The sequence below is a fragment of the Paenibacillus gallinarum genome (assembly GCF_014836635.1).
Lineage (GTDB): Bacteria > Bacillota > Bacilli > Paenibacillales > Paenibacillaceae > Paenibacillus > Paenibacillus gallinarum.
The window spans coordinates 222768-245878 of the sequence record NZ_JACSQL010000002.1; the positions used below are offsets into that span (position 1 = coordinate 222768).

25 protein-coding genes and 1 other RNA gene are annotated in these 23111 nt (G+C 42.9%); all 26 read left to right on the forward strand.

Annotation, left to right across the window (positions count from 1 at the left end; genetic code table 11):
- Positions 1–64 precede the first annotated feature (64 nt).
- The 26 genes from H9647_RS05890 to H9647_RS06015 all read left to right on the forward strand — a co-directional run bounded on the left by H9647_RS05890 (position 65) and on the right by H9647_RS06015 (position 23083).
- Entirely contained in the window at positions 65–469 is a 405-nt protein-coding gene (locus tag H9647_RS05890; RefSeq protein WP_191798838.1) for a hypothetical protein, read from the forward strand.
- Between the two features lie 137 nt (positions 470–606).
- Positions 607–966: a histidine triad nucleotide-binding protein gene (locus H9647_RS05895; protein ID WP_191798839.1), complete on the forward strand. Its 360-nt coding sequence runs from the start codon at positions 607–609 to the stop codon at positions 964–966.
- Positions 967–1110: 144 nt separating this feature from the next.
- On the forward strand, positions 1111–1284 hold the full coding sequence (gene rpsU, locus H9647_RS05900) for a 30S ribosomal protein S21 (protein ID WP_005547957.1): 174 nt from the start codon (positions 1111–1113) through the stop codon (positions 1282–1284).
- Positions 1285–1299: 15 nt separating this feature from the next.
- Positions 1300–1743 (forward strand): GatB/YqeY domain-containing protein, encoded by a 444-nt coding sequence (locus H9647_RS05905; protein WP_160034110.1) that lies wholly within the window; start codon positions 1300–1302, stop codon positions 1741–1743.
- A gap of 126 nt (positions 1744–1869) precedes the next feature.
- Positions 1870–3246, forward strand: coding sequence for an NfeD family protein (locus H9647_RS05910; protein ID WP_191798840.1), 1377 nt, complete (start codon positions 1870–1872; stop codon positions 3244–3246).
- Positions 3247–3303: 57 nt separating this feature from the next.
- Complete coding sequence (gene floA, locus H9647_RS05915; protein ID WP_160034114.1) at positions 3304–4314, forward strand: flotillin-like protein FloA; 1011 nt, start codon at positions 3304–3306, stop codon at positions 4312–4314.
- A gap of 13 nt (positions 4315–4327) precedes the next feature.
- Positions 4328–4849: a hypothetical protein gene (locus H9647_RS05920; RefSeq protein ID WP_191798841.1), complete on the forward strand. Its 522-nt coding sequence runs from the start codon at positions 4328–4330 to the stop codon at positions 4847–4849.
- A 127-nt stretch (positions 4850–4976) separates the two neighbouring features.
- On the forward strand, positions 4977–5270 hold the full coding sequence (yqfC, locus tag H9647_RS05925; RefSeq protein ID WP_191798842.1) for a sporulation protein YqfC: 294 nt from the start codon (positions 4977–4979) through the stop codon (positions 5268–5270).
- The gene (gene yqfD / locus H9647_RS05930) at positions 5267–6472 is read left to right on the forward strand and encodes a sporulation protein YqfD (RefSeq protein ID WP_191798843.1); all 1206 of its coding nucleotides are present in this window, start codon (positions 5267–5269) and stop codon (positions 6470–6472) included. The genes yqfC and yqfD overlap by 4 nt, the downstream gene beginning before the upstream one ends.
- Positions 6473–6478: 6 nt before the next feature.
- Entirely contained in the window at positions 6479–7450 is a 972-nt protein-coding gene (locus H9647_RS05935) for a PhoH family protein (RefSeq protein WP_191798844.1), read from the forward strand.
- A 15-nt stretch (positions 7451–7465) separates the two neighbouring features.
- Complete coding sequence (locus H9647_RS05940; protein ID WP_191798845.1) at positions 7466–9694, forward strand: HD family phosphohydrolase; 2229 nt, start codon at positions 7466–7468, stop codon at positions 9692–9694.
- 81 nt (positions 9695–9775) lie between these two features.
- Positions 9776–10270: an rRNA maturation RNase YbeY gene (gene ybeY / locus H9647_RS05945; protein ID WP_191798846.1), complete on the forward strand. Its 495-nt coding sequence runs from the start codon at positions 9776–9778 to the stop codon at positions 10268–10270.
- Positions 10270–10635, forward strand: a complete 366-nt coding sequence (locus H9647_RS05950) for a diacylglycerol kinase family protein (protein WP_191798847.1) — start codon at positions 10270–10272, stop codon at positions 10633–10635. Before ybeY ends, H9647_RS05950 begins: the two co-directional genes overlap by 1 nt.
- A gap of 37 nt (positions 10636–10672) precedes the next feature.
- Positions 10673–11080 carry a cytidine deaminase gene (locus tag H9647_RS05955; protein ID WP_191798848.1) on the forward strand — a complete coding sequence of 136 codons (408 nt, stop codon included), beginning with the start codon at positions 10673–10675 and terminating at the stop codon, positions 11078–11080.
- Positions 11081–11118: 38 nt separating this feature from the next.
- Positions 11119–12021 carry a GTPase Era gene (gene era / locus H9647_RS05960; protein ID WP_191798849.1) on the forward strand — a complete coding sequence of 301 codons (903 nt, stop codon included), beginning with the start codon at positions 11119–11121 and terminating at the stop codon, positions 12019–12021.
- Between the two features lie 134 nt (positions 12022–12155).
- On the forward strand, positions 12156–12308 hold the full coding sequence (locus tag H9647_RS05965; protein ID WP_191798850.1) for a YqzL family protein: 153 nt from the start codon (positions 12156–12158) through the stop codon (positions 12306–12308).
- A gap of 36 nt (positions 12309–12344) precedes the next feature.
- On the forward strand, positions 12345–13097 hold the full coding sequence (gene recO / locus H9647_RS05970) for a DNA repair protein RecO (protein ID WP_191798851.1): 753 nt from the start codon (positions 12345–12347) through the stop codon (positions 13095–13097).
- A 355-nt stretch (positions 13098–13452) separates the two neighbouring features.
- The gene (glyQ, locus tag H9647_RS05975) at positions 13453–14340 is read left to right on the forward strand and encodes a glycine--tRNA ligase subunit alpha (protein ID WP_191798852.1); all 888 of its coding nucleotides are present in this window, start codon (positions 13453–13455) and stop codon (positions 14338–14340) included.
- On the forward strand, positions 14333–16408 hold the full coding sequence (glyS, locus tag H9647_RS05980; protein WP_191798853.1) for a glycine--tRNA ligase subunit beta: 2076 nt from the start codon (positions 14333–14335) through the stop codon (positions 16406–16408). Before glyQ ends, glyS begins: the two co-directional genes overlap by 8 nt.
- A 197-nt stretch (positions 16409–16605) precedes the next feature.
- The gene (locus H9647_RS05985) at positions 16606–17067 is read left to right on the forward strand and encodes a YaiI/YqxD family protein (protein WP_191798854.1); all 462 of its coding nucleotides are present in this window, start codon (positions 16606–16608) and stop codon (positions 17065–17067) included.
- Between the two features lie 45 nt (positions 17068–17112).
- Positions 17113–18933: a DNA primase gene (gene dnaG, locus H9647_RS05990; protein ID WP_191798855.1), complete on the forward strand. Its 1821-nt coding sequence runs from the start codon at positions 17113–17115 to the stop codon at positions 18931–18933.
- Positions 18934–18977: 44 nt separating this feature from the next.
- Positions 18978–20108, forward strand: coding sequence for an RNA polymerase sigma factor RpoD (gene rpoD, locus H9647_RS05995; RefSeq protein WP_160034146.1), 1131 nt, complete (start codon positions 18978–18980; stop codon positions 20106–20108).
- Positions 20109–20321: 213 nt separating this feature from the next.
- The gene (locus H9647_RS06000; RefSeq protein ID WP_191798856.1) at positions 20322–21089 is read left to right on the forward strand and encodes a tRNA (adenine(22)-N(1))-methyltransferase; all 768 of its coding nucleotides are present in this window, start codon (positions 20322–20324) and stop codon (positions 21087–21089) included.
- On the forward strand, positions 21065–22180 hold the full coding sequence (locus H9647_RS06005) for a Nif3-like dinuclear metal center hexameric protein (RefSeq protein WP_191798857.1): 1116 nt from the start codon (positions 21065–21067) through the stop codon (positions 22178–22180). The genes H9647_RS06000 and H9647_RS06005 overlap by 25 nt, the downstream gene beginning before the upstream one ends.
- A gap of 70 nt (positions 22181–22250) precedes the next feature.
- Positions 22251–22652: RNase P RNA component class A (rnpB, locus tag H9647_RS06010), an RNA gene on the forward strand.
- Between the two features lie 179 nt (positions 22653–22831).
- A complete protein-coding gene (locus H9647_RS06015) occupies positions 22832–23083 on the forward strand; it encodes a hypothetical protein (RefSeq protein WP_191798858.1) in 252 nt (83 codons plus the stop codon).
- Positions 23084–23111: the final 28 nt, after the last annotated feature.

Consider the following 23111-nt stretch of genomic DNA (forward strand, 5'->3'; position numbering starts at 1 on the left):
TGGCACTTATTCTTGCAGTGAATAACATAGGGTATCAGCCCAGAAGCCGAGGAGGAACAAGGAAATGGAAAAAACAGAAGTGAAAAAAATGTGTCATGATCATATGCATCGCTATGTATGTGTATGGATGGAAGATGGTTCTATGCATGATGGTATTATTGAAAATATGGATGAAGAATATCTAAGTCTCGCCATCCCCGTAGGAAGTGAGTATATGAATGAGATGTTTGCTCCAATGCAAACTTCTATGTATGCCCATCAAGGTGTATCTTGTGGATGTCTTCCTTCACCATGCGGGGATACACGCGCTTTTCTGCCTATGGGGGGATTTGGCGGGCATGGAGGATACGGTGGGCATGGAGGTTATCCGTATCATGGCGGCGGATATTATCCAGGCAGACGAAGATTTAGACGTTTGTTACTACCACTTATTGGTATAACAGCGTTAACTCTATTGCCTTTATTATAAATACATTCGTAGAGACGCCTCTTTTCTTTTTGAAAAGGGGCGTTTTTTTGTTCCTCTTCAACTGGCGAATGGTTTTATAATCCGTTATGATAAAATCATTGTACATACTTTGATTTAATAAAAAAGGAGGAATGAAAATGGATTGTTTATTTTGCAAAATTGTAGAGGGTAGCATTCCTTCTAATAAGGTACTCGAGAATGAACATGTGGTTGTATTTCATGATATACAGCCGGCTGCTCCGGTGCATGTTTTGGTTATTCCGAAGAAGCATATTGCTTCCATGAATGAAGTTGCGGGAGAAGATTTTGGTCTCATTGCTGAGATCCATAAGGCTGCACAGGAAGCTGCTAATCAGCTTGGAATTGCAGAATCTGGGTACCGATTGATTAATAATTGCGGGAAAGATGGAGAACAAACCGTCCATCATCTTCACTACCATGTGCTAGGCGGAGCGCGCCTTGGCGCACTCACTGGAATTTCCAATTCACACAGTTAATTTCGTAGATAAAGCGCATAAAATCCTTGTTTTTAAACGATATTGGTATATAGGTTGACACGCTAACGAATTTTCACCTATAATTAAGTTTGATGAACCGTGTTATATGCTCTTGGACGGTCTGGTCGGAGGGAGGGAAAACTGGTGTCTGAAACTAAAGTTCGTAAAAACGAGACTATTGATGCTGCACTTCGTCGCTTTAAACGCTCCATCGCTAAAGATGGTGTTTTGGCTGAGGTGAAGAAACGTAAGCATTATGAAAAGCCAAGCGTAAAGCGTAAGAAAAAGTCCGAGGCTGCTCGTAAGAGAAAGTTTTAGGAGGATTATAACAACATGAATCTTAGCGAACGATTGAACGAAGATATGAAGCAAGCGATGAAGAGTAAGGACAAGTTCAAACTCTCCACCATTCGATTGGTTCGTTCGACGATTAAGAATCTTGAGATAGATTTGAAAAGACCTTTGGATGACAACGAAGTGCTTGATATCCTCAGTCGTGAAATCAAACAGCGCAAAGATGCCCTCCAAGAATTTGATAAAGCGGGTCGCACAGAACTTGCGGAGAATGCCAAGGCGGAAATTGATATAATCAGTCAGTACCTTCCCGCACAGCTTAGCGAAGAAGAAATTAAAGTCATTGTACAGCAGACCATCCAGGAAACCGGTGCTTCTTCGAAAGCCGAGATGGGGAAAGTCATGTCAGCCCTGATGCCGAAAGTAAAAGGCAAAGCGGATGGCAAGCTGGTGAGCCAAGCAGTTCAACAATTTCTGCAATAACATAACCGTAAACACTCCCTGATTCAGGGAGTGTTTTTCTTTTTTGAAACGTAAATTGATTACATACGTAATATACATTATGTGGTGGGTATTATAGGATGATATAGAAGGGAGGTATAACAATTAATGAATAAAATCAAAAATTGGAAGTTTCCGGTTATTATTTTAATCGCTTTCTTTGTTACTCTCGTCTCTGCTTTTGTTCAACCACAGGGGGTTCAGGCTGCTGTGAAAGATGGTGCAGTATATGTCATTCCTGTGGATCAACCAATTGAACGCGGGCTTCAAAAATTCATGGAACGTGGGTTCAAGGAAGCGGAAGAAATGCAAGCAGGCCTGATTATTCTCCAGATCAATACGCCTGGCGGACTTGTCGCAACGACAAAAGAAATTGGAGATATGATTCAGGCAAGCAAAATTCCTACAGTAGCTTATATTAACGGAGATGCCGCTTCAGCAGGTAGTTATATTGCTTTGGTCTCTGATTATATTGCGATGTCTCCAGCGAGTACGATTGGTGCAGCAGCTCTGGTAGATGGGAGAAATAATTATATTGATGATCCCAAGCTAGTAGCTACATGGAAGTCAAACATGCAGGCGGCAGCTGAAAAGAATGATCGTAAAAAAGAGATCGCAGGCGGAATGACGGATCTTAATATGGTTGTTGAAATGCCTGAAATCAATAAGACTAAAGAAAAAGGTCAGGTTATCTCTCTGACAGCGAAGGAAGCGCTTGAAGTTGGTTACGCTGACAAAATTGTCACATCACCTGCTGAAGTAGCTACATGGCTGAATTATTCAACGGATAATATCTATACGATGGAACAGACGGCATTTGAGAAGCTTTCGAGTTTCCTCACTCATCCTGTTGTATCAACGATTCTGTTATTCATTGGGATCGCTGGAATATTGATTGAGCTATTTGTTCCTGGATTTGGAGTGCCAGGTATTGTTGGTTTCTTGAGCTTTGTCCTTTATTTCGGTGGAAGTTATGTGGCGGGTATTGGCGGATCGGAAACGTGGTTCCTGTTTATCATCGGGATTGCACTCCTTGTCTCTGAACTATTTGTTCCGAGCTTTGGTATTCTGGGTGTGCTAGGTTCTGCGAGTCTTATTACAGGGGTCGTAAGAGCCGCATACGATACAAGTACAGCTCTTGTCTCCTTGGGAATTGCAACGGCCGCTGCGATTGCTCTTGTGATCATTGTCTCCATCGTGTTCAAGGAGAAAGGGATATGGAATCGTTTTATCCTGAGTGATAACATGACTGCTGACAGAGGATATTCTTCGGTTAGAACAAGAGAAGACCTGATTGGAATGGAAGGTGTCAGTGCGACTCCACTTCGTCCATCGGGTACGGCTGTCATTGGGACAGAGCGTGTAGATGTGATTACAGAAGGTGATTATATTCTTGCAAACGAACCTATTTATGTCTACAAGGTGGAAGGTTCGCGTGTTGTGGTGAAGAAACAAAGTGAAAGAGAATTTAACGGCGTTAAATAACTGTTAAATAATGATGATCTAGTTTTAAAAAAACAATTTGTTGGAGGAATTTATTACATGGTATTTGAATCAGGTTGGGTAGCTATTTTGTTAATTGCCGTTGTTGCGGTCATCATATTAAGTGTGTTCTTTAGCTTTTTCCCTGTAATGCTCTGGATTTCGGCGCTTGCGTCCGGTGTTAAATTAAGCATTATTACCCTTGTAGCTATGAGACTACGTCGAGTTGTTCCTAGTCGGATTGTAAATCCGCTCATTAAAGCTACAAAAGCAGGACTTGGTCTTAACATTAACCAACTGGAAAGTCACTATCTTGCAGGAGGTAACGTAGACCGAGTGGTTAACTCCCTGATTGCTGCACAGCGTGCGAACATTCCACTTGAATTTGAACGTGCTGCAGCGATTGACCTTGCAGGTCGTGATGTGCTTCAGGCTGTTCAAATGAGTGTTAATCCGCGAGTAATTGAGACTCCAGTCGTCTCTGCGGTAGCAAAAGACGGGATTGAAGTAAAAGTTAAAGCACGTGTAACGGTTCGTGCTAATATTGATCGCCTCGTCGGTGGTGCGGGTGAAGAAACGATTATTGCCCGTGTAGGGGAAGGGATTGTAAGTACGAACGGTGCTTCTAACTCCCATAAAGATGTTCTAGAGCATCCGGACCGAATTTCGCGTACCGTACTTGAGAAAGGTCTAGATGCAGGTACTGCATTTGAGATTCTCTCTATCGATATTGCCGATGTTAGTGTTGGTAAAAATATCGGGGCTGATCTGCAGACGGAACAGGCTGAAGCAGACAAACGAATTGCTCAGGCAAAAGCAGAAGAACGACGCGCGATGGCGGTTGCTCAAGAGCAAGAGATGAAGGCACGTGTTATTGAGATGAGAGCTCGCGTTGTAGAAGCAGAATCTGATGTGCCGCTCGCGATGGCAGAAGCTTTCCGAAACGGACAACTTGGAATCATGGATTATATGAATTATCGCAATATCGAGGCAGATACAGAGATGCGTGGTGCCATTGCGAAGCCGGAAGAAAGCAAGAAAAACCAGGATGATCATAACCAAAACAGATAAGGTGGTGAAATAGATGAACCTTCTGGAATGGTTAGGCAGTAATATTTACTTCGTATTTGTCATTGGCTTTGCGCTCATTTCGTTTTTGAATAAAGCGAATAAATCGAGAGGGAATGGCACATCGGGAAGACCGCCTTCTAGAGAGTCTACACTTCCTGAAGGTCCTATGGAATCTCCTGAGGAAGAGTATCGCAATCCTTATGATACTCCTGCTACCCTCTCTCAGTCTCCATACTCCGCTAACGCTGCAGATAATTCTCCAGATGAAGAATTATCTCAGCATGATGTAATGGAGCAACAACGTAGAACATTTGAAGTAGAGAGACTACGATTAGAAAGAATAAAAGATGAGTCTGAAAAAGCGGCAAGAGTCGCACGGCGTGCGGCAGCTTCTAGGGCACAATCTTCTCAAAAGCCGGATGAACAGGAAAAGTTATTTGCTGACCCATCCGATATTCGCAAAGGGATTATTTGGGCAGAAGTATTAGGACCGCCGCGGGCAAAACGTCCTTATCATTCTCGCAATAAGTATTAATATTTGATTAACTAATGAGCCGCCTTTTCTCTTAATGGAGAAAGGCGGCTTTTTGTCATGGAATCCCTCATAAAGCAACGATTTCCTGCATATGGTTTAGAGTACAGGAAGGGGGAAGACCAGCTCAATGACCCGGATCAGTCGCAATTTGCGCAAATGGACCAGCGAAGTACTCGATTTGCCGCAGGATGTTCTTTTTGACATGCCGAGGCTAACCCTGATCGGAAGTAAGCAATTATACATAGAGAACCACCGCGGTGTTGTACATTTCTCCGAAGATAAACTTGTGCTCGACCTGTCTGTGGGACGACTCGAGGTAAGTGGTGCAGAGCTTGTCATTCGGAATATTATGCCTGAAGAAGTAGCGGTAGAAGGCCATATTAAAAATATTCAGTATATCGGAACGGAGGATGTCAAGTGAAAACACCGAGCTTGGCCAATATTAGGGGAACTGTTCATATTGTACTTCTCGGGGGCGACATCGAAGCCATGATTAATGAAATGGCGAAGCATGGTCTGAATGTATGGGAGATTAAAGCAATAGGTAATCGCAGTGCCAGTATGAATATTCTGGTGAACGATTTCTTTGAGCTTCGCCCGCTTTTGAAACGGACAGGCTGCCGAGTGCGTGTAAAACAGCGTATTGGGCTCCCTTTTTTCACGGCAAGACTACTAAAACGGAAATTGTTTGTAACGGGCGCCATTTTATTCTTCGTCTTACTGTTTTCCATGTCTGCACTAATATGGGACGTAGAAGTAGAAGGGAATATAAAAATACCAGAAGAAGAAATTCTGGAAGTAGCTCGTAAAGAAGGGTTATATCCTTTTCAATTATCATTTCGGCTTCCGGAACAGGACGAGCTGGCCAAGGACATGGTGAAGCAGCTCCCTGCAGCTTCATGGATCGGTGTACTCCGGGAAGGAACCAAAGTTACGATCCAGGTCGTTGAAGCGGATGAACCAGAGAAGAAACCACTAATGAGTCCAAGACATCTGATCAGCAAGACGGATGCTGTGATCACTGAAATTTATGCAGAACAAGGCAGACCCGTAGTTCAGAAAGATATGCGGGTTAAGAAGGGCGCTGTACTTATATCAGGTATTCTTGGGGACGAAGAGAACACACAGAATGTCGTAGCCAAAGGGGAAGTAAAGGGGCTTGTTTGGCATGAATATAATATTGAAGTACCTTTGTTGCAAAAGCAGATCACTTATACAGGAGAGTCCAAAGAACGCCGCTTCCTTGTGCTCGGAAATCGAGCGGTCCAGTTCTGGGGCTATGGAGATACTCCATACAGCAAATTTGAGACAATTACCGAAGTGGACCCGCTGAAATGGCGCTCTTTTAAACTTTCAGTGGGCTGGATGACTGAAATTGACCGTGAAACGTTGTATAAAGAGCAGTCTCTTGGTGAAGAGTTTGTGAAAGAGCAAGGCCTTCAAGCAGCCAGAAATGATATTTTAGCGAAAAACGGTAAAGGTACTAAGATTATCAGCGAAAAAATTTTGCATGAGAAGAAAGAGAATGGTAAAGTTTATATGAAAGTGCTTTTCGAAGTAGAAGAAAGTATCGCGGTGGAATTACCGCTCGTTTATAACCAAGTTGAAGATCAAGGAGAATGAGGTTATTTGACAGAACATAATCGCAGCATACGCATCTCTCTTCAGAACGCAGGTGAAGGACAATCTCTATTTGGACCGCAGGACACTTTTCTTAAACTCATGGAGTCCGAAATTCCAGTGACGATTGATTCACGTGAAGCCGAAATCACCATTCGGGGCGACGGAAATGAAGTTGAGAAAATGGAACAGCTATTTGAAGTATTATTGCAATTAATTCGTAATGGATACATTCTTTCCGAAAGAGATATCCAGTACGCAACCGAACTTGCCAAAGATTTCAGAGCCGATCAGCTGCTTGACTTATTTAAAGGCGAAATTACAACTACCTTTCGTGGTAAACCGATTCGTGTGAAGACGATTGGGCAGAAGCATTATGTTACGACCATCAAGAAACGGGATATCGTCTTTGGAATTGGACCTGCGGGTACAGGGAAAACCTATCTTGCTGTTGTTCTCGCTGTAGCTGCGTTAAAAGAAGGCTCTGTGAAGAGAATTGTATTAACCCGGCCTGCAGTCGAAGCAGGAGAGAACCTCGGGTTTCTGCCAGGTGATCTTCAGGAAAAGGTCGATCCTTATCTGCGTCCGCTATATGATGCGCTATATGATGTAATGGGTCCTGATCAAACGGCTAAAGCACTTGAACGCGGCCTGATAGAAATTGCACCACTGGCGTATATGCGTGGCCGTACATTGGATGATTCTTTTATTATTTTGGATGAAGCGCAGAATACCACACCGGAACAGATGAAAATGTTTTTGACCCGTTTGGGTTTTGGTTCCAAAATGGTAATCACCGGTGATGTAACGCAAATCGACTTGCCTAGAGGAAAGAAATCAGGACTGATAGAAGCGAAATCGATTCTTTCCAGTGTAGAAGAGATTGGATTTGTTTACTTTGCTGAAACTGACGTGGTAAGGCACACCCTTGTGCAGAAAATCATCACCGCTTACGACCGAGCCGCAGAAAATCAAGAATAGAAAGGGATTGTTCAGGTGACCCCTAAGGAATTGTCTAAAGACAAGTCTTTTCAGAATAAGAAAATGGGATGGAAGAATAGCAGGGGAGCCCGCTATCTTCTGTTTTTGTTTATGCTCATTCTGTTCTATGTTAGTTTGTCTCCGAGCCTGTTGCCTGAGCGTTATGATATTCAGCAGGGAACACGTAGTGAAAAAGAAATTAAGGCGCCGATGCAGATTCAAGATAACCAAGCACGCGCGCTGGCACAGGAACAGGCGGCTGAAAGTGTTCAGCCGATCTATCAATATGTCTCCTTACGTAATGAAAGTTTAATTACATCCATACTTGACCGTATTGACCGTTTAAATCAGGACGATATCTCAAGTGACGACAAGATTGAAATTTATAAACAAGAAATTCCGCAGCGACTAAGGGACTCCGTAACGAATTTTATTAACAATAATCGAAGTTCCGGTATTTATTCCGAGCCACTGCTCGAAGAGATTCGTAAAGTAACCGAAGGACAGTCTTACCGTATTCCAGAAGAGACCTATATCAAAATTGCCAGACTGTCTTCAGATCAGATTAAAGAGATGAAACCTGTGGCAAGAGAGCTTGTCTCTCGGCTTATGGTGGACCAGATTACAGATGCATCTATTCCACGTGCAAAAGTAGCGGAAATGGTCAATACAAGCTCGCTTAATGACCGTACTTCTCGTGAGGTGGTTCAGGAACTTACCCGATTTGTTATTACATCAAATAAATTCTACGATGAAGAGGCGACAAAAGAAGCCAAAGCGAAGGCGCGGGAGAATACGCCGCCTGTTTACATCGAAGAAGGGGAAACGCTTGTAGCCAAAGGGGAGATTATTACTGAAGAAGTGTACAAGCTGCTTTCAGATAATAAACTTTTGCGTGATGAAGTAAATTATTGGCCGCAGTTTGGTTTATTGTTACTGTCGCTGTTTCTGTCGTTAGGCATACTCATGTACATGAAGCAAATGAGTAATCCGGAGTTCAAATATAACAATGCGCAGCTGCTCATGCTGTTATGTGTATTTGTGATTACGATAGGCAGTATGCATTTAGTTGCTTTTCTTCAGACAGATGGTAGAGTATTCGTCGGATACTTGGCTCCGGTAGGGATTGGAGTCATGTTAATTACCCTGCTGCTCGATATACCTTTGGCCTATATCTCTGCTATTATTTTTGGGATTGTAGCCAGCATTATACTAAATACGCAGCAAAACGAAAATTTTGACTTCAATTTTGGATTGTTTACTGTCATTGTCAGCTTTGTTGCTATTTTTGCTACGGACAAGGCTAGCCAGCGTTCTACTTTGCTCAAAAGCGGCATTATGGTGTCTTTGATTGGTTCGCTTGTGGTCTTCATGCTTTCGATCCTGGGAGATGGAGATTGGGATCGTACCAATGCGCTATACGGAGTAGGTTTTGCTTTTGCCGGTGGAATTCTGATGGCGATTCTTGCCATTGGTCTTATGCCGTTCTTTGAATCTACTTTTGGAATTTTATCCGCTTTGAAGCTTGTAGAGTTGTCGAATCCGAATCACCCGCTATTACGTAAACTGCTTACAGAAACACCGGGAACTTATCATCATAGTGTGATGGTAGGTAACTTGTCTGAGGCGGCTGCTGAAGCGATCGGTGCAGATGGCCTCTTATGCAGAGTGGGTTCCTATTACCACGATATCGGAAAAACAAAACGTCCGATTTATTTTATCGAGAATCAGAACAATATGGAAAATCCACATGATACACTGGATCCCAAGCTTAGTAAGTCCATTATTATCGCTCATGCAAGAGATGGCGTGGAGATGCAAAAAGATTATAAACTTCCCAAGCGGATTCGTGATATTGCAGAGCAACATCACGGAACAACCTTCTTGCACTTTTTCTATCAAAAGGCGATGAAGCAGGCAGAAGAGGCGGGAGTAGAACCTGATTTTACCGAAGAAGATTTTAGATATCCAGGTCCTAAAGCTCAGTCCAAAGAAGCAGCTATCGTAGGGATTGCAGACAGCGTGGAAGCCGCAGTTCGTTCCTTACGGAAACCGACGGTAGAACAGGTGGAAACGATGATTGAGAAGATTATAAAAAGCAGGCTCGATGATCATCAGCTGAATGATTGTGATTTGACCATGCGTGAACTCGATATTGTGTCGAAGACGTTAAAAGAAGCGGTAATGGGCATTTTCCATTCTCGAATTGAATATCCGGAAGAGATAAAGAAACCAAAAAGTTAAGTGAGAGCGGGTAGCCATTGCTTTAGACTTAACAGCTTATTATGATTAACTATAGAGTATACAGATAAGGAGCATACGAAAATGAGTGTGCAACTCGTATGGAATAATAACCAAGAGGTTGTTGAGATCACGGAAGAATTGATTGGGACTTTGGAAAGGTTGCTTGAAAAAGCTGCCGAGATGGAGAAGATTACAGATGGTGAGGTCGCCCTCACTTTTGTAACAGATCAAGAGATTCATGAACTGAATAAGGAGTATCGGGGAATCGATCGTCCTACCGATGTACTTTCTTTTGCCATGAATGAATCAATTGATGAAGAACTGGATATTATTTATGATCTTGGTGAGAATGAAGCTATAGATCTTCCTGAAATCCTTGGAGATATTATTATTTCGGTGGAGACTGCGATTGCTCAAAGCAAAGAATACGGTCATTCTATTGATCGTGAGATCGGATTTTTGTTTGTGCATGGTTTTCTCCATTTGTTAGGATATGATCATCAGGACGAAGCTAGTGAAGCTGAAATGATGGGAAAACAGGAAACAGTTCTTGCTGAGGTGGGGCTCAGTCGATAATGAAGAAGCGCTCATGGGGTGATGTATTTCGTAACGCAATGGAGGGCTTAATTGAAAGTTTTCTAACGCAGCGAAATCTGCGTGTTCATGCGGGGTGTGCTCTCCTTGCTGTTGTTGCGGGCCTATTTTTTCATATTTCGCGGGTGGACTGGATGTTCATCTGTGTGGCTATTGCTGGTGTGATGATAACAGAGCTGCTTAATACCGCTGTTGAACGGGTCGTAGACCTTGCCTCCCCTGAGTTTCACTTGCTCGCAAAATCCGCTAAAGATACCGCTGCTGGAGCTGTGCTGCTGGCGGCGGTTTTTGCCGTGATTATTGCAATGTTTGTTTTTTGGGAGCCGCTGATTACATGGGCTTTCTAAAATAAATAACATTTCGTTCTAGAAAGAGGTAAGATATATGGATAAGCAAAGTTTGATGAAAGAAGCTATTGAAGCTCGTAAGAAAGCTTATATCCCATACTCTCACTTTGGAGTGGGTGCTGCACTGGTTGGGGAAGATGGCCATATCTATCATGGTTGTAATATTGAAAATGCAGCTTACGGTCCAAGTAACTGCGCAGAGCGGACGGCTGTGTTTAGTGCAATCGCGAGCGGCCATAAGCCTAGAAAATTTAAAGCAATAGCTATCGTAGGAGATACAGAAGGTCCTATCTCTCCTTGTGGTATATGTCGTCAGGTGATGTTTGAATTGTGTGAACCAGATATGCCTGTTTACTTAGGAAATCTGAAAGGTGACATTGTGGAAACAACCGTCTCCGATCTACTGCCAGGGGCATTCGGACCTCAAGATCTTGCGAAAGTATAAAATCAATGTACAGGGCTCAGCCCTAATTTGGAGGAAATATGTCAAAAAAAGAATTTAAATCCGGTTTTGTAGCCATTATCGGTAGACCGAATGTGGGTAAATCCACTTTAATGAATCAAGTCATCGGGCAGAAAATTGCCATTATGTCCGATAAACCGCAAACAACGAGAAATAAAATTCATGGGGTATACACCGCTGACAATATGCAAATCGTTTTTCTAGATACACCAGGTATTCATAAACGTCAATCTAAACTGGGCGATTTCATGAATATGACGGCACTTAATACGCTTCGAGAAGTAGAAGCGGTTCTATTTTTGGTCGATGCTGCGGAAGGAATGGGCGGCGGTGACCGCTTTATTGCCGAACAGTTGAAAGATGTAAAAACACCTGTAATCCTTGTGTTGAACAAAATCGATCAAATCGAGCCAGAAGCTCTATTACCTTTAATCGAACAATACAGAAAGCTGCATGAATTTGCCGAGATCGTTCCTATATCAGCTAAACATGGCAATAACGTAAATACACTTTTAGATCAAGTTAAAAAGTATTTGCCGGCGGGTCCTCAGTATTATCCTGAAGATCAAATTACAGATCATCCGGAGCAGTTTGTTATTGCTGAGCTCGTGCGGGAAAAAATTCTGCATATGACGCGTGAGGAAGTGCCTCACTCCATTGCTGTTACCATTGAAGAAATGCGTGCACAAGAAAATGGGACAGTGTATGTATCTGCAGTGATTTATGTGGAACGTGATTCCCAAAAAGGAATTATTATCGGTAAACAAGGTGCTCTTCTTAAAGAAGTAGGGAAGCGAGCTCGTCACGATATTGAAAGACTCCTCGGGTCTAAAATATTTTTGGAACTTTGGGTAAAAGTGAAAAAAGACTGGCGAAATCAAGACCGAGTTCTCCGTGATTTAGGTTTTCATCGAGACGCGTAAATAGTTTGAATATTTGAGAAATGCCTTTTCTGCCGTACACTTCCAGTGTTATTTTGCGCATAGAAAGAACTCCCTTGTACATCCTATCTCTTAGATGCTTATCAAGTCATTTCCACAAGAGAGGATGAATACTTATGCGAGATTTTTCGTGGACGTATTTTGCAAAGACTGGAGATGTTGATGCTTACTTGCTGTACAAAGAAGCTTGTGCATCTGTCCTAGATGAGGTAGGAATCGAAGCTGAAGGGGAGGTTGAGCCTTTAGATGCGATTCAGATCGAATCTTAGTAAGGTACGGCAGGAGTGGCTTGTGGGGGACGAAACATGCTATACAGGGTGGAAGGGATCGTCATCCGCAGTATGGACTACGGCGAAGGGAACAAGATTATTACGCTTTGCACCGAAAGTGGAGGTAAAGTAGGAGTTCTTGTTCGTGGAGCTAAAAAGGCAAAAAGCCGTCATGCTGCCCTGACACAGCCGTTTACGTATGGGGAATATGTTTTTTTTCGTAATCAGGGACTTGGTACCTTAAATCAAGGCGAAATAATTGAATCTCACCATCTACTGCGTGAGGATATTATAAAGGCAGCATTTGCCTCTTATGCTTGTGAGTTATTGGATCGGGTGCTGCAGGATGATGAAACAGGGACCTTTTGGTTCAAACAATTAAAGGCATGCCTCGGGGCCCTTCAAGAAGATAAAGATCCGGCTATTATTATTCATCTTTATGAAATGAAAATATTACAATCCGCTGGATATGCACCTGAGCTCCAAGCTTGTATTTCCTGCGGACGGGAGAGACCGGATGAAGAATATTTCATTAGTCCGGGTCTTGGAGGCGTTCTATGCCGTGCGTGTAAACACTTTGATCCACCGGCTATGAATATAACCCCAAGGGCTCTAAAGTTGTTACGTTTATTTTCAGCGCTGGATTTACAGCGTCTTGGCAATATCTCTGTACGTGAAGAGACAAAGGCTGAAATTAAGGTGATCATGCGTGCTTTTATGGATCAGCAATTAGCCTTAAAACTAAAATCTCGTCATTTTCTTGATCAGATGGAGAAATACGGTTTATAAATTCTAGACTTATAAATGGCTTTCTGGATGTTTTCTTGACAAGCGCATTATCACTAAGTTATTATGAATCATAATAGTCTCTTTGAGACATGCGTTGATCGAGAAAGTACTGAACAGACAAACCTTAACTAGCGAGTCGGTGCAGGTGAGAGTCCGGCAGGTTTTGTTCAAGAAAAGGCACTCGTGAGCAGAACATGATACGGAAAAGTGGATTACTTTAGAAGCTCCTCCTGAGTTTTGAGGGTAATCAAGTAGGGTGGAACCGCGGGATTAACTCTCGTCCCTACGTCTGTATAACAGGCGTAGGGCGGGGGTTTTTTGCTGTCCTACAGCTGATGAAAAAGGAGAGAAGTATATGAATTTTCAGCAAATGATTTTAACGCTGCAAGAGTTCTGGGCAGGCCAAGAATGCATTATTGTACAGCCATATGATACGGAAAAGGGCGCAGGTACAATGAACCCAATGACTTTCCTTCGTTCGATTGGACCTGAACCTTGGAAAGTAGCTTATGTAGAGCCGTCAAGACGTCCTTCGGATGGAAGATACGGAGAGAACCCGAACCGTTTGTATCAACATCATCAGTTTCAAGTCATTATTAAACCTTCCCCTGACAATATTCAGGAACTATATCTGGACAGCCTCAAAGCGCTCGGTATCGATGCGAATAAGCATGATATCCGTTTCGTAGAAGATAACTGGGAGAATCCTTCTCTTGGTTGTGCAGGTCTTGGCTGGGAAGTATGGCTTGATGGTATGGAAATTACACAGTTCACTTATTTCCAACAAGTAGGCGGAATTGAAACAAATCCTGTTTCTGTGGAGATCACTTATGGAATGGAGCGTCTAGCATCCTATATCCAGGACAAAGACAATGTATTTGATCTGGAATGGGTAGGTGATGTGAAATATGGAGACGTATTCCATCAACCGGAAGTGGAACATTCTAAATATACGTTTGAAGTTTCTGATGTTCGTATGTTATTCACGCTCTTTAACATGTATGAAGAAGAGGCAAAAAAGGCAATGGATCAGGATCTGGTATTCCCAGCTTATGATTATGTGCTCAAATGCTCTCATACGTTTAACCTTCTAGATGCGCGTGGAGCGATTAGTGTAACGGAACGGACGGGCTATATTACGAGAGTACGTAATCTCGCGCGTCAAGTCGCTGCAACGTATCTAGCGGAGCGCGAGAAGCTCGGATTCCCATTGATTAAGCAAGGAGGTGCGGATCATGTCTAAAGATCTACTATTTGAGATTGGTCTGGAAGAAGTGCCTGCAAGATTTGTGCGCGGAGCGATTGAGCAGCTTCAGGACCGTATGGAGAAATGGCTGAGCAGTATCCGGGTAAACCATGGTGCTGTAGAAGCTTATGCGACACCACGCCGTTTGGCTGTCATTATTAAAGACGTTGCTGAAAAGCAAGAGGATATTGAAGAAGAAGTAAAAGGACCGTCACGCAAAATTGCAGTTGATGAAAACGGAAATTGGAGCAAAGCGGCACTTGGTTTTGCGAGAAGCCAGGGTGTTTCTCCAGAGCAGTTTACGTTTAAAGAACTTGGCGGAGTAGAATATATCTACGCAACGAAAAGCAGCAAAGGTACGGAAACTTCTGAAGTCATTGCAGAAGGTTTGTTGCAAATCTTACATGCCATGACATTCCCTAAGTTTATGCGCTGGGCTTCCTATGATTTCAAATTCGTTCGTCCGATCCGCTGGATGGTCGCGCTTTTTGGGACGGATGTTGTCTCTATAGAAGTTGCGGGTGTAACTTCAGGCAATATTACGCGAGGACACCGTTTCCTAGGAAAAGAAATCGAGATAAAAGAGCCTTCTGCTTATGTTGAAGCATTACGTTCGGAGCATGTAATTGTCAATATTGAAGAGCGTCGTGCGATGATTGTGGAACAAATCGAAGAGCTAGCTAAAGAGAAAAACTGGACAATTGGTGTTAAAGAAGATTTGCTCGAAGAAATTTTGTTCCTGGTTGAGACTCCAACGGTGTTATACGGAACGTTTGAATCTTCATTCCTTCATATTCCGCAGGATGTACTGATTACTTCTATGCGTGAACATCAACGTTATTTCCCTGTGTTTGACGACAAAGGTACACTGTTGCCATATTTCGTCACTGTACGTAACGGCGGAAAAGAATCGCTTGATGTGATTGCAAAAGGGAATGAGAAAGTCCTTCGTGCACGTTTGTCGGATGCGAAATTCTTTTACGAAGAAGATCAAAAATTGCAAATTAAAGATGCAGTATCCAAACTTGAAAGTATCGTTTTCCAAGAAGAAATGGGTACGGTTGGAGATAAGGTTCGTCGTATTCGCAAAATTTCAGATGCGCTTGCAGCGAAGCTGAATATCCCAGCAGATCAGGTTGAATCGGTCAGCCGTGCAGCTGATATTTGTAAGTTTGATCTTGTGACACAGATGGTATATGAGTTCCCTGAATTGCAGGGTGTTATGGGTGAAGATTACGCTTTGAAAGCAGGGGAACGTGCTGAGGTAGCTAGAGCGATCTTTGAACATTATCAACCAAGATCAGCTTCCGACAATGTTCCAGCATCGATGATTGGATCTATCGTAAGTATTGCTGATAAGATAGATACGATCGTAGGATGTTTCTCTATCGGTATTATTCCAACGGGTTCACAAGACCCTTATGCTCTACGTCGTCAAGCAGCTGGTATCGTACAGATTGCTTATGAGCATGAACTGCCAGTAACATTGGATGATATTTTCGAAATTGGAATCGGCGTTCATGAAAGCATGAGAGTTATGAAACGTCCGGCTGATGAAATACGTAAAGATTTACAAGAGTTCTTTGGTTTACGGGTCAAAAAACTCTTATCTGAAACGATGCGTTATGACGTAGTGGATGCAGTGATTAGTGCTCAGTACAATGATATCGTATCCGTTACGCGCCGCGGAGCTGCTTTGATGAATGCTGTGGTCTCTGAAAATGATTTCAAGACAACAGTGGACTCCTTTAATCGTGTAGGTAATCTGGCGGCTAAAGCTTCTAATGCTTCGGTTAGTGAAGAGGTATTTGTGGAGGCTGGAGAGCGTAAACTATATGATGCATGGAAGGCTACTTCTCTTGCTTACCAAGAAGCTATTGCTCGTCATGATGCGGAAAAGGCCCTAAGTTTGGCTAGCTCCTGGAAAGAGCCTATCACCGAATTCTTTGATTCTGTCATGGTTATGGCAGAAGACGAAGCTGTCCGTGCTAATCGCTTAGGCTTACTCGCTTCTATCGATCAAGACTTGAAATCGTTCGCTGATTTCTCCAAGTTGGTTTGGTAATAATGAGCGGGGTCTATACTGGACTTTGAGATCGCCAAAATAAAATAAAGAGAAACAAAGGATATATTAATGGACAGCGTATATCGCTGTCCTGTGTTATTTTCTTTGTTTGCCGTATTTGATGCCTGGGCAGGAATTAGGATGGTCTCAGGCGTATATAATAATATCCCGGACATAATTTTAAAATGAGACGGGTGATGGATATGCAAAGGCGAATTGTAGTCGATGGCGACGCTTGCCCCGTAAAACGTGAAATTGCAGAAACAGCTCCTAGGTTTGACATGCATGTGCTAATGGTATCTTCATTTGATCATCGATTAGAGGCAGCAGAAGGGGTAACGGTAATCCAAGTGGATCGCAGCGATCAGAGTGCCGACCTTTACATTGCGAATCATATACGTGCTCATGATGTGGTTGTAACTCAAGATTATGGACTTGCTGCACTGGCTCTTGCTAAGAACTGCAGTGTTATTACTTTTCGAGGTAAAATAATTGATAATCAAGACATCGATTTTCTGCTTGATTCTAGACATACTCATGCAAAAGCAAGAAAAAGAGGTCATTATGGGAAAGGTCCGAAGCCACTGACAGATGAGGATCGAAGGACATTTCAACATAAACTGACAAAACTTTTGAAAGATTTGCAGGAGTTTGTGTGAGTTTAGCGAATTATATTTACGTGTTAAGAGATGAAGGTGGTTAGGATGAGTGCCGGACAGGGTAACATACCGGAAAGTGTTATCGAATCAGTTCTTCAACAACATGATATCGTAGACACGGTAAGTAAATTTGTACATCTGACCAAGCAGGGCAAATACATGAAGGGACTTTGCCCGTTTCATTCAGAGAATACCCCTTCGTTTACGGTTACACCAGAACGCCAAATTTTCTATTGCTACGGTTGCGGCAAGGGTGGAAATGCCATCAAATTTAGGATGGAAATCGAAGGATTAACCTTCCCCGAGGCTGTAAAATCGATGGCAGAAGAAACTCATATCCCTCTAGGGGATTGGCATGGACGTGATGTTGCACACCACAATCCGGAAACGGAGCGTCTGCTGCAGGCGAACGAACTTACTGCGAAATTATACCATTATCTACTCAAAAATACGGAGTACGGAAAAGCAGCGATAGAATATTTGCGTGGTCGGGGTATGAACGATAAGGCAATTGATCATTTTCAGATTGGCTATGCTCCTGCAGGATGGAATACACTGGTTCAATTTCTTGAGAAACGTTCTTTCTCACTTCCTGAAATGGAGAAGGGTGGACTTATTTCTTCTCGACATGAAGGCGGGGGATATGTAGACCGTTTTCGAGATCGTATTATTTTTCCTATTAAGAGCAGTAGTGGCAAGGTCATTGCTTTTGCGGGACGGATCATGGGAGATGGCCAGCCCAAATATCTAAACTCACCCGAAACGAGATTATTTAATAAAAGTCGTGTCCTCTATAACATGTATAATGCGAAGTCTTCCATTCGTAAGAAAGGGCAGACGATTTTGTTTGAAGGATACGGTGACGTAATCTCGGCGTGGGAGCATGATATTCTTAATGGTGTCGCTGGAATGGGAACCGCATTAACAGAAAACCAAGCACGAATGCTTAAATCACTCAGTGATGAGGTAATTATTTGTTATGACGGTGATAAAGCCGGACAAGCTGCTGCACTAAAAAACTTGCCCATCTTGGAATCCGCTGGTCTTGTAGTAAAGATTGCGCTTTTAACTGATGGAATTGATCCGGATGAATTCATTCGAAAGCATGGCGGTGACCGCTTTACTCATCAAATTATTGATGGTGCAGTGTCTCCGATAAAATTTAAGCTTATAAACCTGAAGAAAAACCATATACTGCTAGAAGAAGGTGGTCGGATTGCTTACTCGCGAGAAGCCATCAAACTGATAGCTCCCCTGTCTTCACCGACAGAAAGGGAAGTATATCTTCGGGAACTTTCATCTGAAGTAGATGTTGATTTCGAGACTTTAAAGCAAGAATGCAACCTCGAAAGACAACAAATACAAAAAAACGAGCATCATGGGGATAATATCGATAATAGGTGGAATAATGGTAGGCAACAAAATAGGCAGATTCCTACACCTAATCTTCTTCCTGCCTATCATGCGGCCGAGAGAAGGCTTCTATCCTGGATGCTTCAAGACGAGGAAGCTGCAAGGTACGTCAATGAGCATCTTGGCGAGGCTTTTAACATTAACGATCATGCAGCAATTGCTGCTTATCTATATGCTTATTACGCACAAGGAAAAGCACCGGATACAGGGCTGTTCATGCTATCCCTTCAGGATGACCGGTTAGAAAAAACAGTGAGCTCGATCATTATGATGGATGCTCCTGGTCAGTGGGATCAGAGTGCCCTGGATGATTGTATACGAGAGGTGCTTAAATACCCTGTGCTTAGGCAGATTGATCAAAAGAAAGAAGAAATGATTGCTGCCGAACGATCCGGAGATTTTTTGCGCGCAGCACAAATTGCAAGTGAGATTATAACCCTAGAGAGACAGTGATTGTTTTTAGCATAGCATGTTTCTAGGGAGGAGGGAGTCGGAATATGGCGAATGATCAGCATACTGAACTAGAAACAGAATTGACGCTGGATCAAGTAAAAGACCAACTGATTGAACAAGGTAAAAAGAGGGCGTCACTAAACTATAAAGAGATCATGGAGAAGCTTTCTCCATTTGATCAAGATCCTGAACAAATGGATGAGTTTTATGAACAACTCAGTGATTTGGGAATCGATGTAGTGAATGAAAATGATGAGGAGAACCCACTTCGTCCAAGTGAAGACTCCGAAAACAATGATAGTGATGATTTTCGTTTTGATGATGATTTAAGCTTACCTCCAGGTATCAAGATTAATGACCCGGTGCGTATGTATTTGAAAGAAATCGGCCGTGTCCCACTTCTATCCGCAGATGACGAGGTTGAACTCGCTAAGCGTATTATGAATGGAGACGAAGAAGCAAAACGTCGTCTAGCAGAAGCTAACTTACGACTCGTTGTAAGTATTGCGAAGCGTTATGTTGGTCGTGGTATGCTTTTCCTCGATCTAATTCAAGAAGGAAACATGGGATTGATCAAAGCGGTTGAGAAGTTTGACCATAATAAAGGTTTTAAATTTAGTACGTATGCAACTTGGTGGATTCGCCAGGCGATCACCCGTGCAATTGCTGACCAGGCTCGTACCATTCGTATTCCGGTGCATATGGTAGAGACCATCAATAAATTGATTCGTGTATCTCGTCAGCTCCTTCAAGAATTGGGACGCGAACCAACACCGGAAGAGATTGCAGCTGAAATGGATTTGAGTGTAGAAAAAGTAAGAGAAATTACGAAGATTGCACAAGAGCCAGTTTCACTGGAAACTCCGATTGGTGAGGAAGATGATTCTCATTTGGGAGACTTTATCGAGGATCAGGAAGCACTTGCTCCTGCAGATGCAGCAGCTTATGAACTCCTTAAAGAGCAACTGGAAGATGTGCTGGATACGCTGACTGAGCGTGAAGAGAATGTGCTTCGCTTGCGTTTTGGTCTTGATGATGGACGTACAAGAACACTTGAAGAAGTAGGTAAAGTGTTTGGCGTTACACGTGAGCGGATTCGTCAGATTGAAGCAAAAGCATTGCGTAAGCTACGCCATCCAAGTCGCAGCAAACGCCTGAAAGATTTTCTTGAATAGTTGAAATAGTGGGCCTTCTGCTGTGTGATGTGGCAGGAGGTCCTCTTTATTTATAATTAACACGAACAAGTTTTCTTGTTTTTGGAACTAATGTATTGAATTTGCTAATAAACATTATTTTATCTCTTTTTTTGTCTGATTGCAAATGAGAATGCATTACTGCGTAGGTCCTCTTGGACTGTAAACCAAGTAAATACTGGATGGTGTTGTGAAGTGAAATTGTCAAAAAGATTGCAACTATTACATGATCTAATGGATCCGGGACGGATCCTTGCTGATATCGGTTCAGATCATGCTCTTCTGCCGGTAGCTTGTGTTCGCAGCGGGCAAGCTGTGAAGGCGATTGCCGGCGAACTGAACGAAGGTCCATTTGAAGCTGCAAAGAAACAAGTGGCAAGTGCGGGACTCTCAGCAAAAATTGAAGTACGCAGAGGAGATGGCCTTGATGTCATCGAACCAGGCGAAGTAGATACGGTTACGATTGCGGGTATGGGAGGAGCGCTGATTGCCGCTATCTTAGACCGGGGCATTCATAGGCTGGAAGGCGTCACTCGGCTTATTCTGCAGCCTAATGTTGGAGAAGATATACTCCGTAAATGGTTATATGAGCATGATTTTGTCGTTGAAGCAGAACGAATCATTGAAGAAGATGGGAAGATTTATGAAGTCATTGCTGCAGTTCCCGCTTATTTTTCACATATTGCCAATGATGAGATCTACGAACCGAAATTAATCGGTACTGGGAATAATGAAATGGAACTGAGCAAGGAAGAGCTAATTGCCATGGGTCCTTTTTTAGTAGAGCAAGGAGGCCCTGTCTTTATAAAAAAATGGCACTGGGAAATGGACAAGCTAAAATATGTATTGAAATCCTTATCTAACTCGGATCTACCTGCTGCAAAAGAAAAAGCCGAAGAGATTCAAAATAGATTGAAACGGATTGAGGAGGTTCTGTTATGTATGCAAAAGGACAAACAGTAATTTCATATATGGAACAGCTGGCACCCAAACACTTGGCTGTCCCTGATGACCGAATTGGTCTTCAGCTAGGAACTCTCCAGAAAGAAATCAAGAATGTTCTTGTTGCTCTCGATGTCACAGAAGAGGTTATCGATGAAGCCATTCGTATTCAGGCTGATTTAATTATTGCCCATCATGCCATTATATTTCGGCCATTAAAATCGCTTCAAACCGATTCTCCGATGGGGAAGTTGTATGAAAAGCTGATTAAGCATGATATTGCAGTATACATTAGTCACACGAACCTAGATGTCGCAGAAGGCGGAATTAATGATTGGATGGCAGAAGCCATCGGAATCCAAAATGGATCTCCCCTCGAGGATTTGCATACAGAAAACTTATATAAACTGGTGGTATTTGTACCAAAGACTCATCATGAGAAAGTATTGCAGGCCATTCTTGGAGCAGGAGCCGGTGCTATCGGTGATTACAGCCACTGCAGCTTCAATATAGACGGTGTAGGAACTTTTGTACCTGGAGCAGGAACTAAGCCTTTTATTGGCTCAGAAGGTCAAATGGAGCGTGTAGAAGAGGTGCGGATCGAAACGATCGTTCCTGGGTCTGTAAAGAGCAAAGTCGTTCAGGCTATGCTAAAAGCACATCCTTACGAGGAGGTAGCTTATGATCTCTATCACATGGACCTGAAAGGTCGATCGCTTGGTCTGGGTAGAGTAGGGAAATTGGCTGAACCTGTCTCACTGCAGACACTCGTAGATACAGTGAAAGAACAGTTCGATGTCAAAACAGTTCGTGTTGTTGGTGATTTGAACCGTACTGTGAAAAAAGCAGCCGTGCTTGGAGGTTCAGGAAGCAGGTATGTAAATCCTGCCCTGTTCAAAGGTGCGGACGTAATTGTAACGGGGGACATCGACTACCATACTGCTCAAGATGCTTTGATGGCAGGGATTGCGATTATTGATCCAGGACATAATATTGAGAAAATCATGAAGCCAAATACAGCCAAATGGCTGCGTTCTAAACTTGAACAAAATCGATATGAAACGAAAGTACATGCTTCCGAAATAAACACAGAACCATTTCAATTTGTGTAAACAGATAAATCCCAGGAATTGTACTTGTATGAAGCAAGAGTTCCGAGTATAATATGTAATGTTGTTTTGGAAAGTTTAACAGACAATCGCTGGTGGCCTTGTTGCCACGAGAGGAAAGTCCGGGCTCCATAGGGCAGGATGCTGGATAACGTCCAGTCAGCGCGAGTTGAAGGATAGTGCCACAGAAATGGACCGCCGATGGCTGGTTTATCGCCAGCACAGGCAAGGATGGAACCGAGGTGTAAGAGACCCCGAGGAACGCTGGTGACTTCGTTCCTGGTAAACCCCATCTGGAGCAAGACCTAAAGAGACACAGTCACTTGTGACGGCCTTAGCCCGAGGCGTGTCTAGGTTGGTCGCTTGAGCTGTTCAGCAATGAATGGCCTAGATAGATGATTGTCGCTTGAAGTGGGAGGGTAGTTCCCGTGATACCACGAAGAGTACAGAACCCGGCTTACGGAAAACTTTCCTAACTGACAACAGTTAACATTTTCAATGTAAATACAAACGGCAGTGTCGATCCTCAAAAGGATGACATTCTGCCGTTTTTTTATTTTTTACATATATTTTTGTCATTAGGAGACAAACATCCAATCCGATAAGACGATTTCGAATAGATTATATTATCACAAGAAAAGGAGTTGTTGAGTTATGAATTATCAAGGTCATCATCATATGAAAAAGCATTGTCCAATCCTGAAGCCAATTGTTTGTGAACCTGTTCATGTTGTGAAAAATCACTATCATAAAGCGATTCAACCGATTATTCACCCTGTAGAGATCATAAACAAACATCATGTAATTCCTGTTCCAAAACATGAATGGGCTGTAGTTGAAAGTGATCAAGAAGGACAAATGGGTAACCTCGGTGGCGGTTGCTGCGGTCCAAATCGCCGTAGATAGTACGGATGAAAAAGAGCAGACCAGAGGC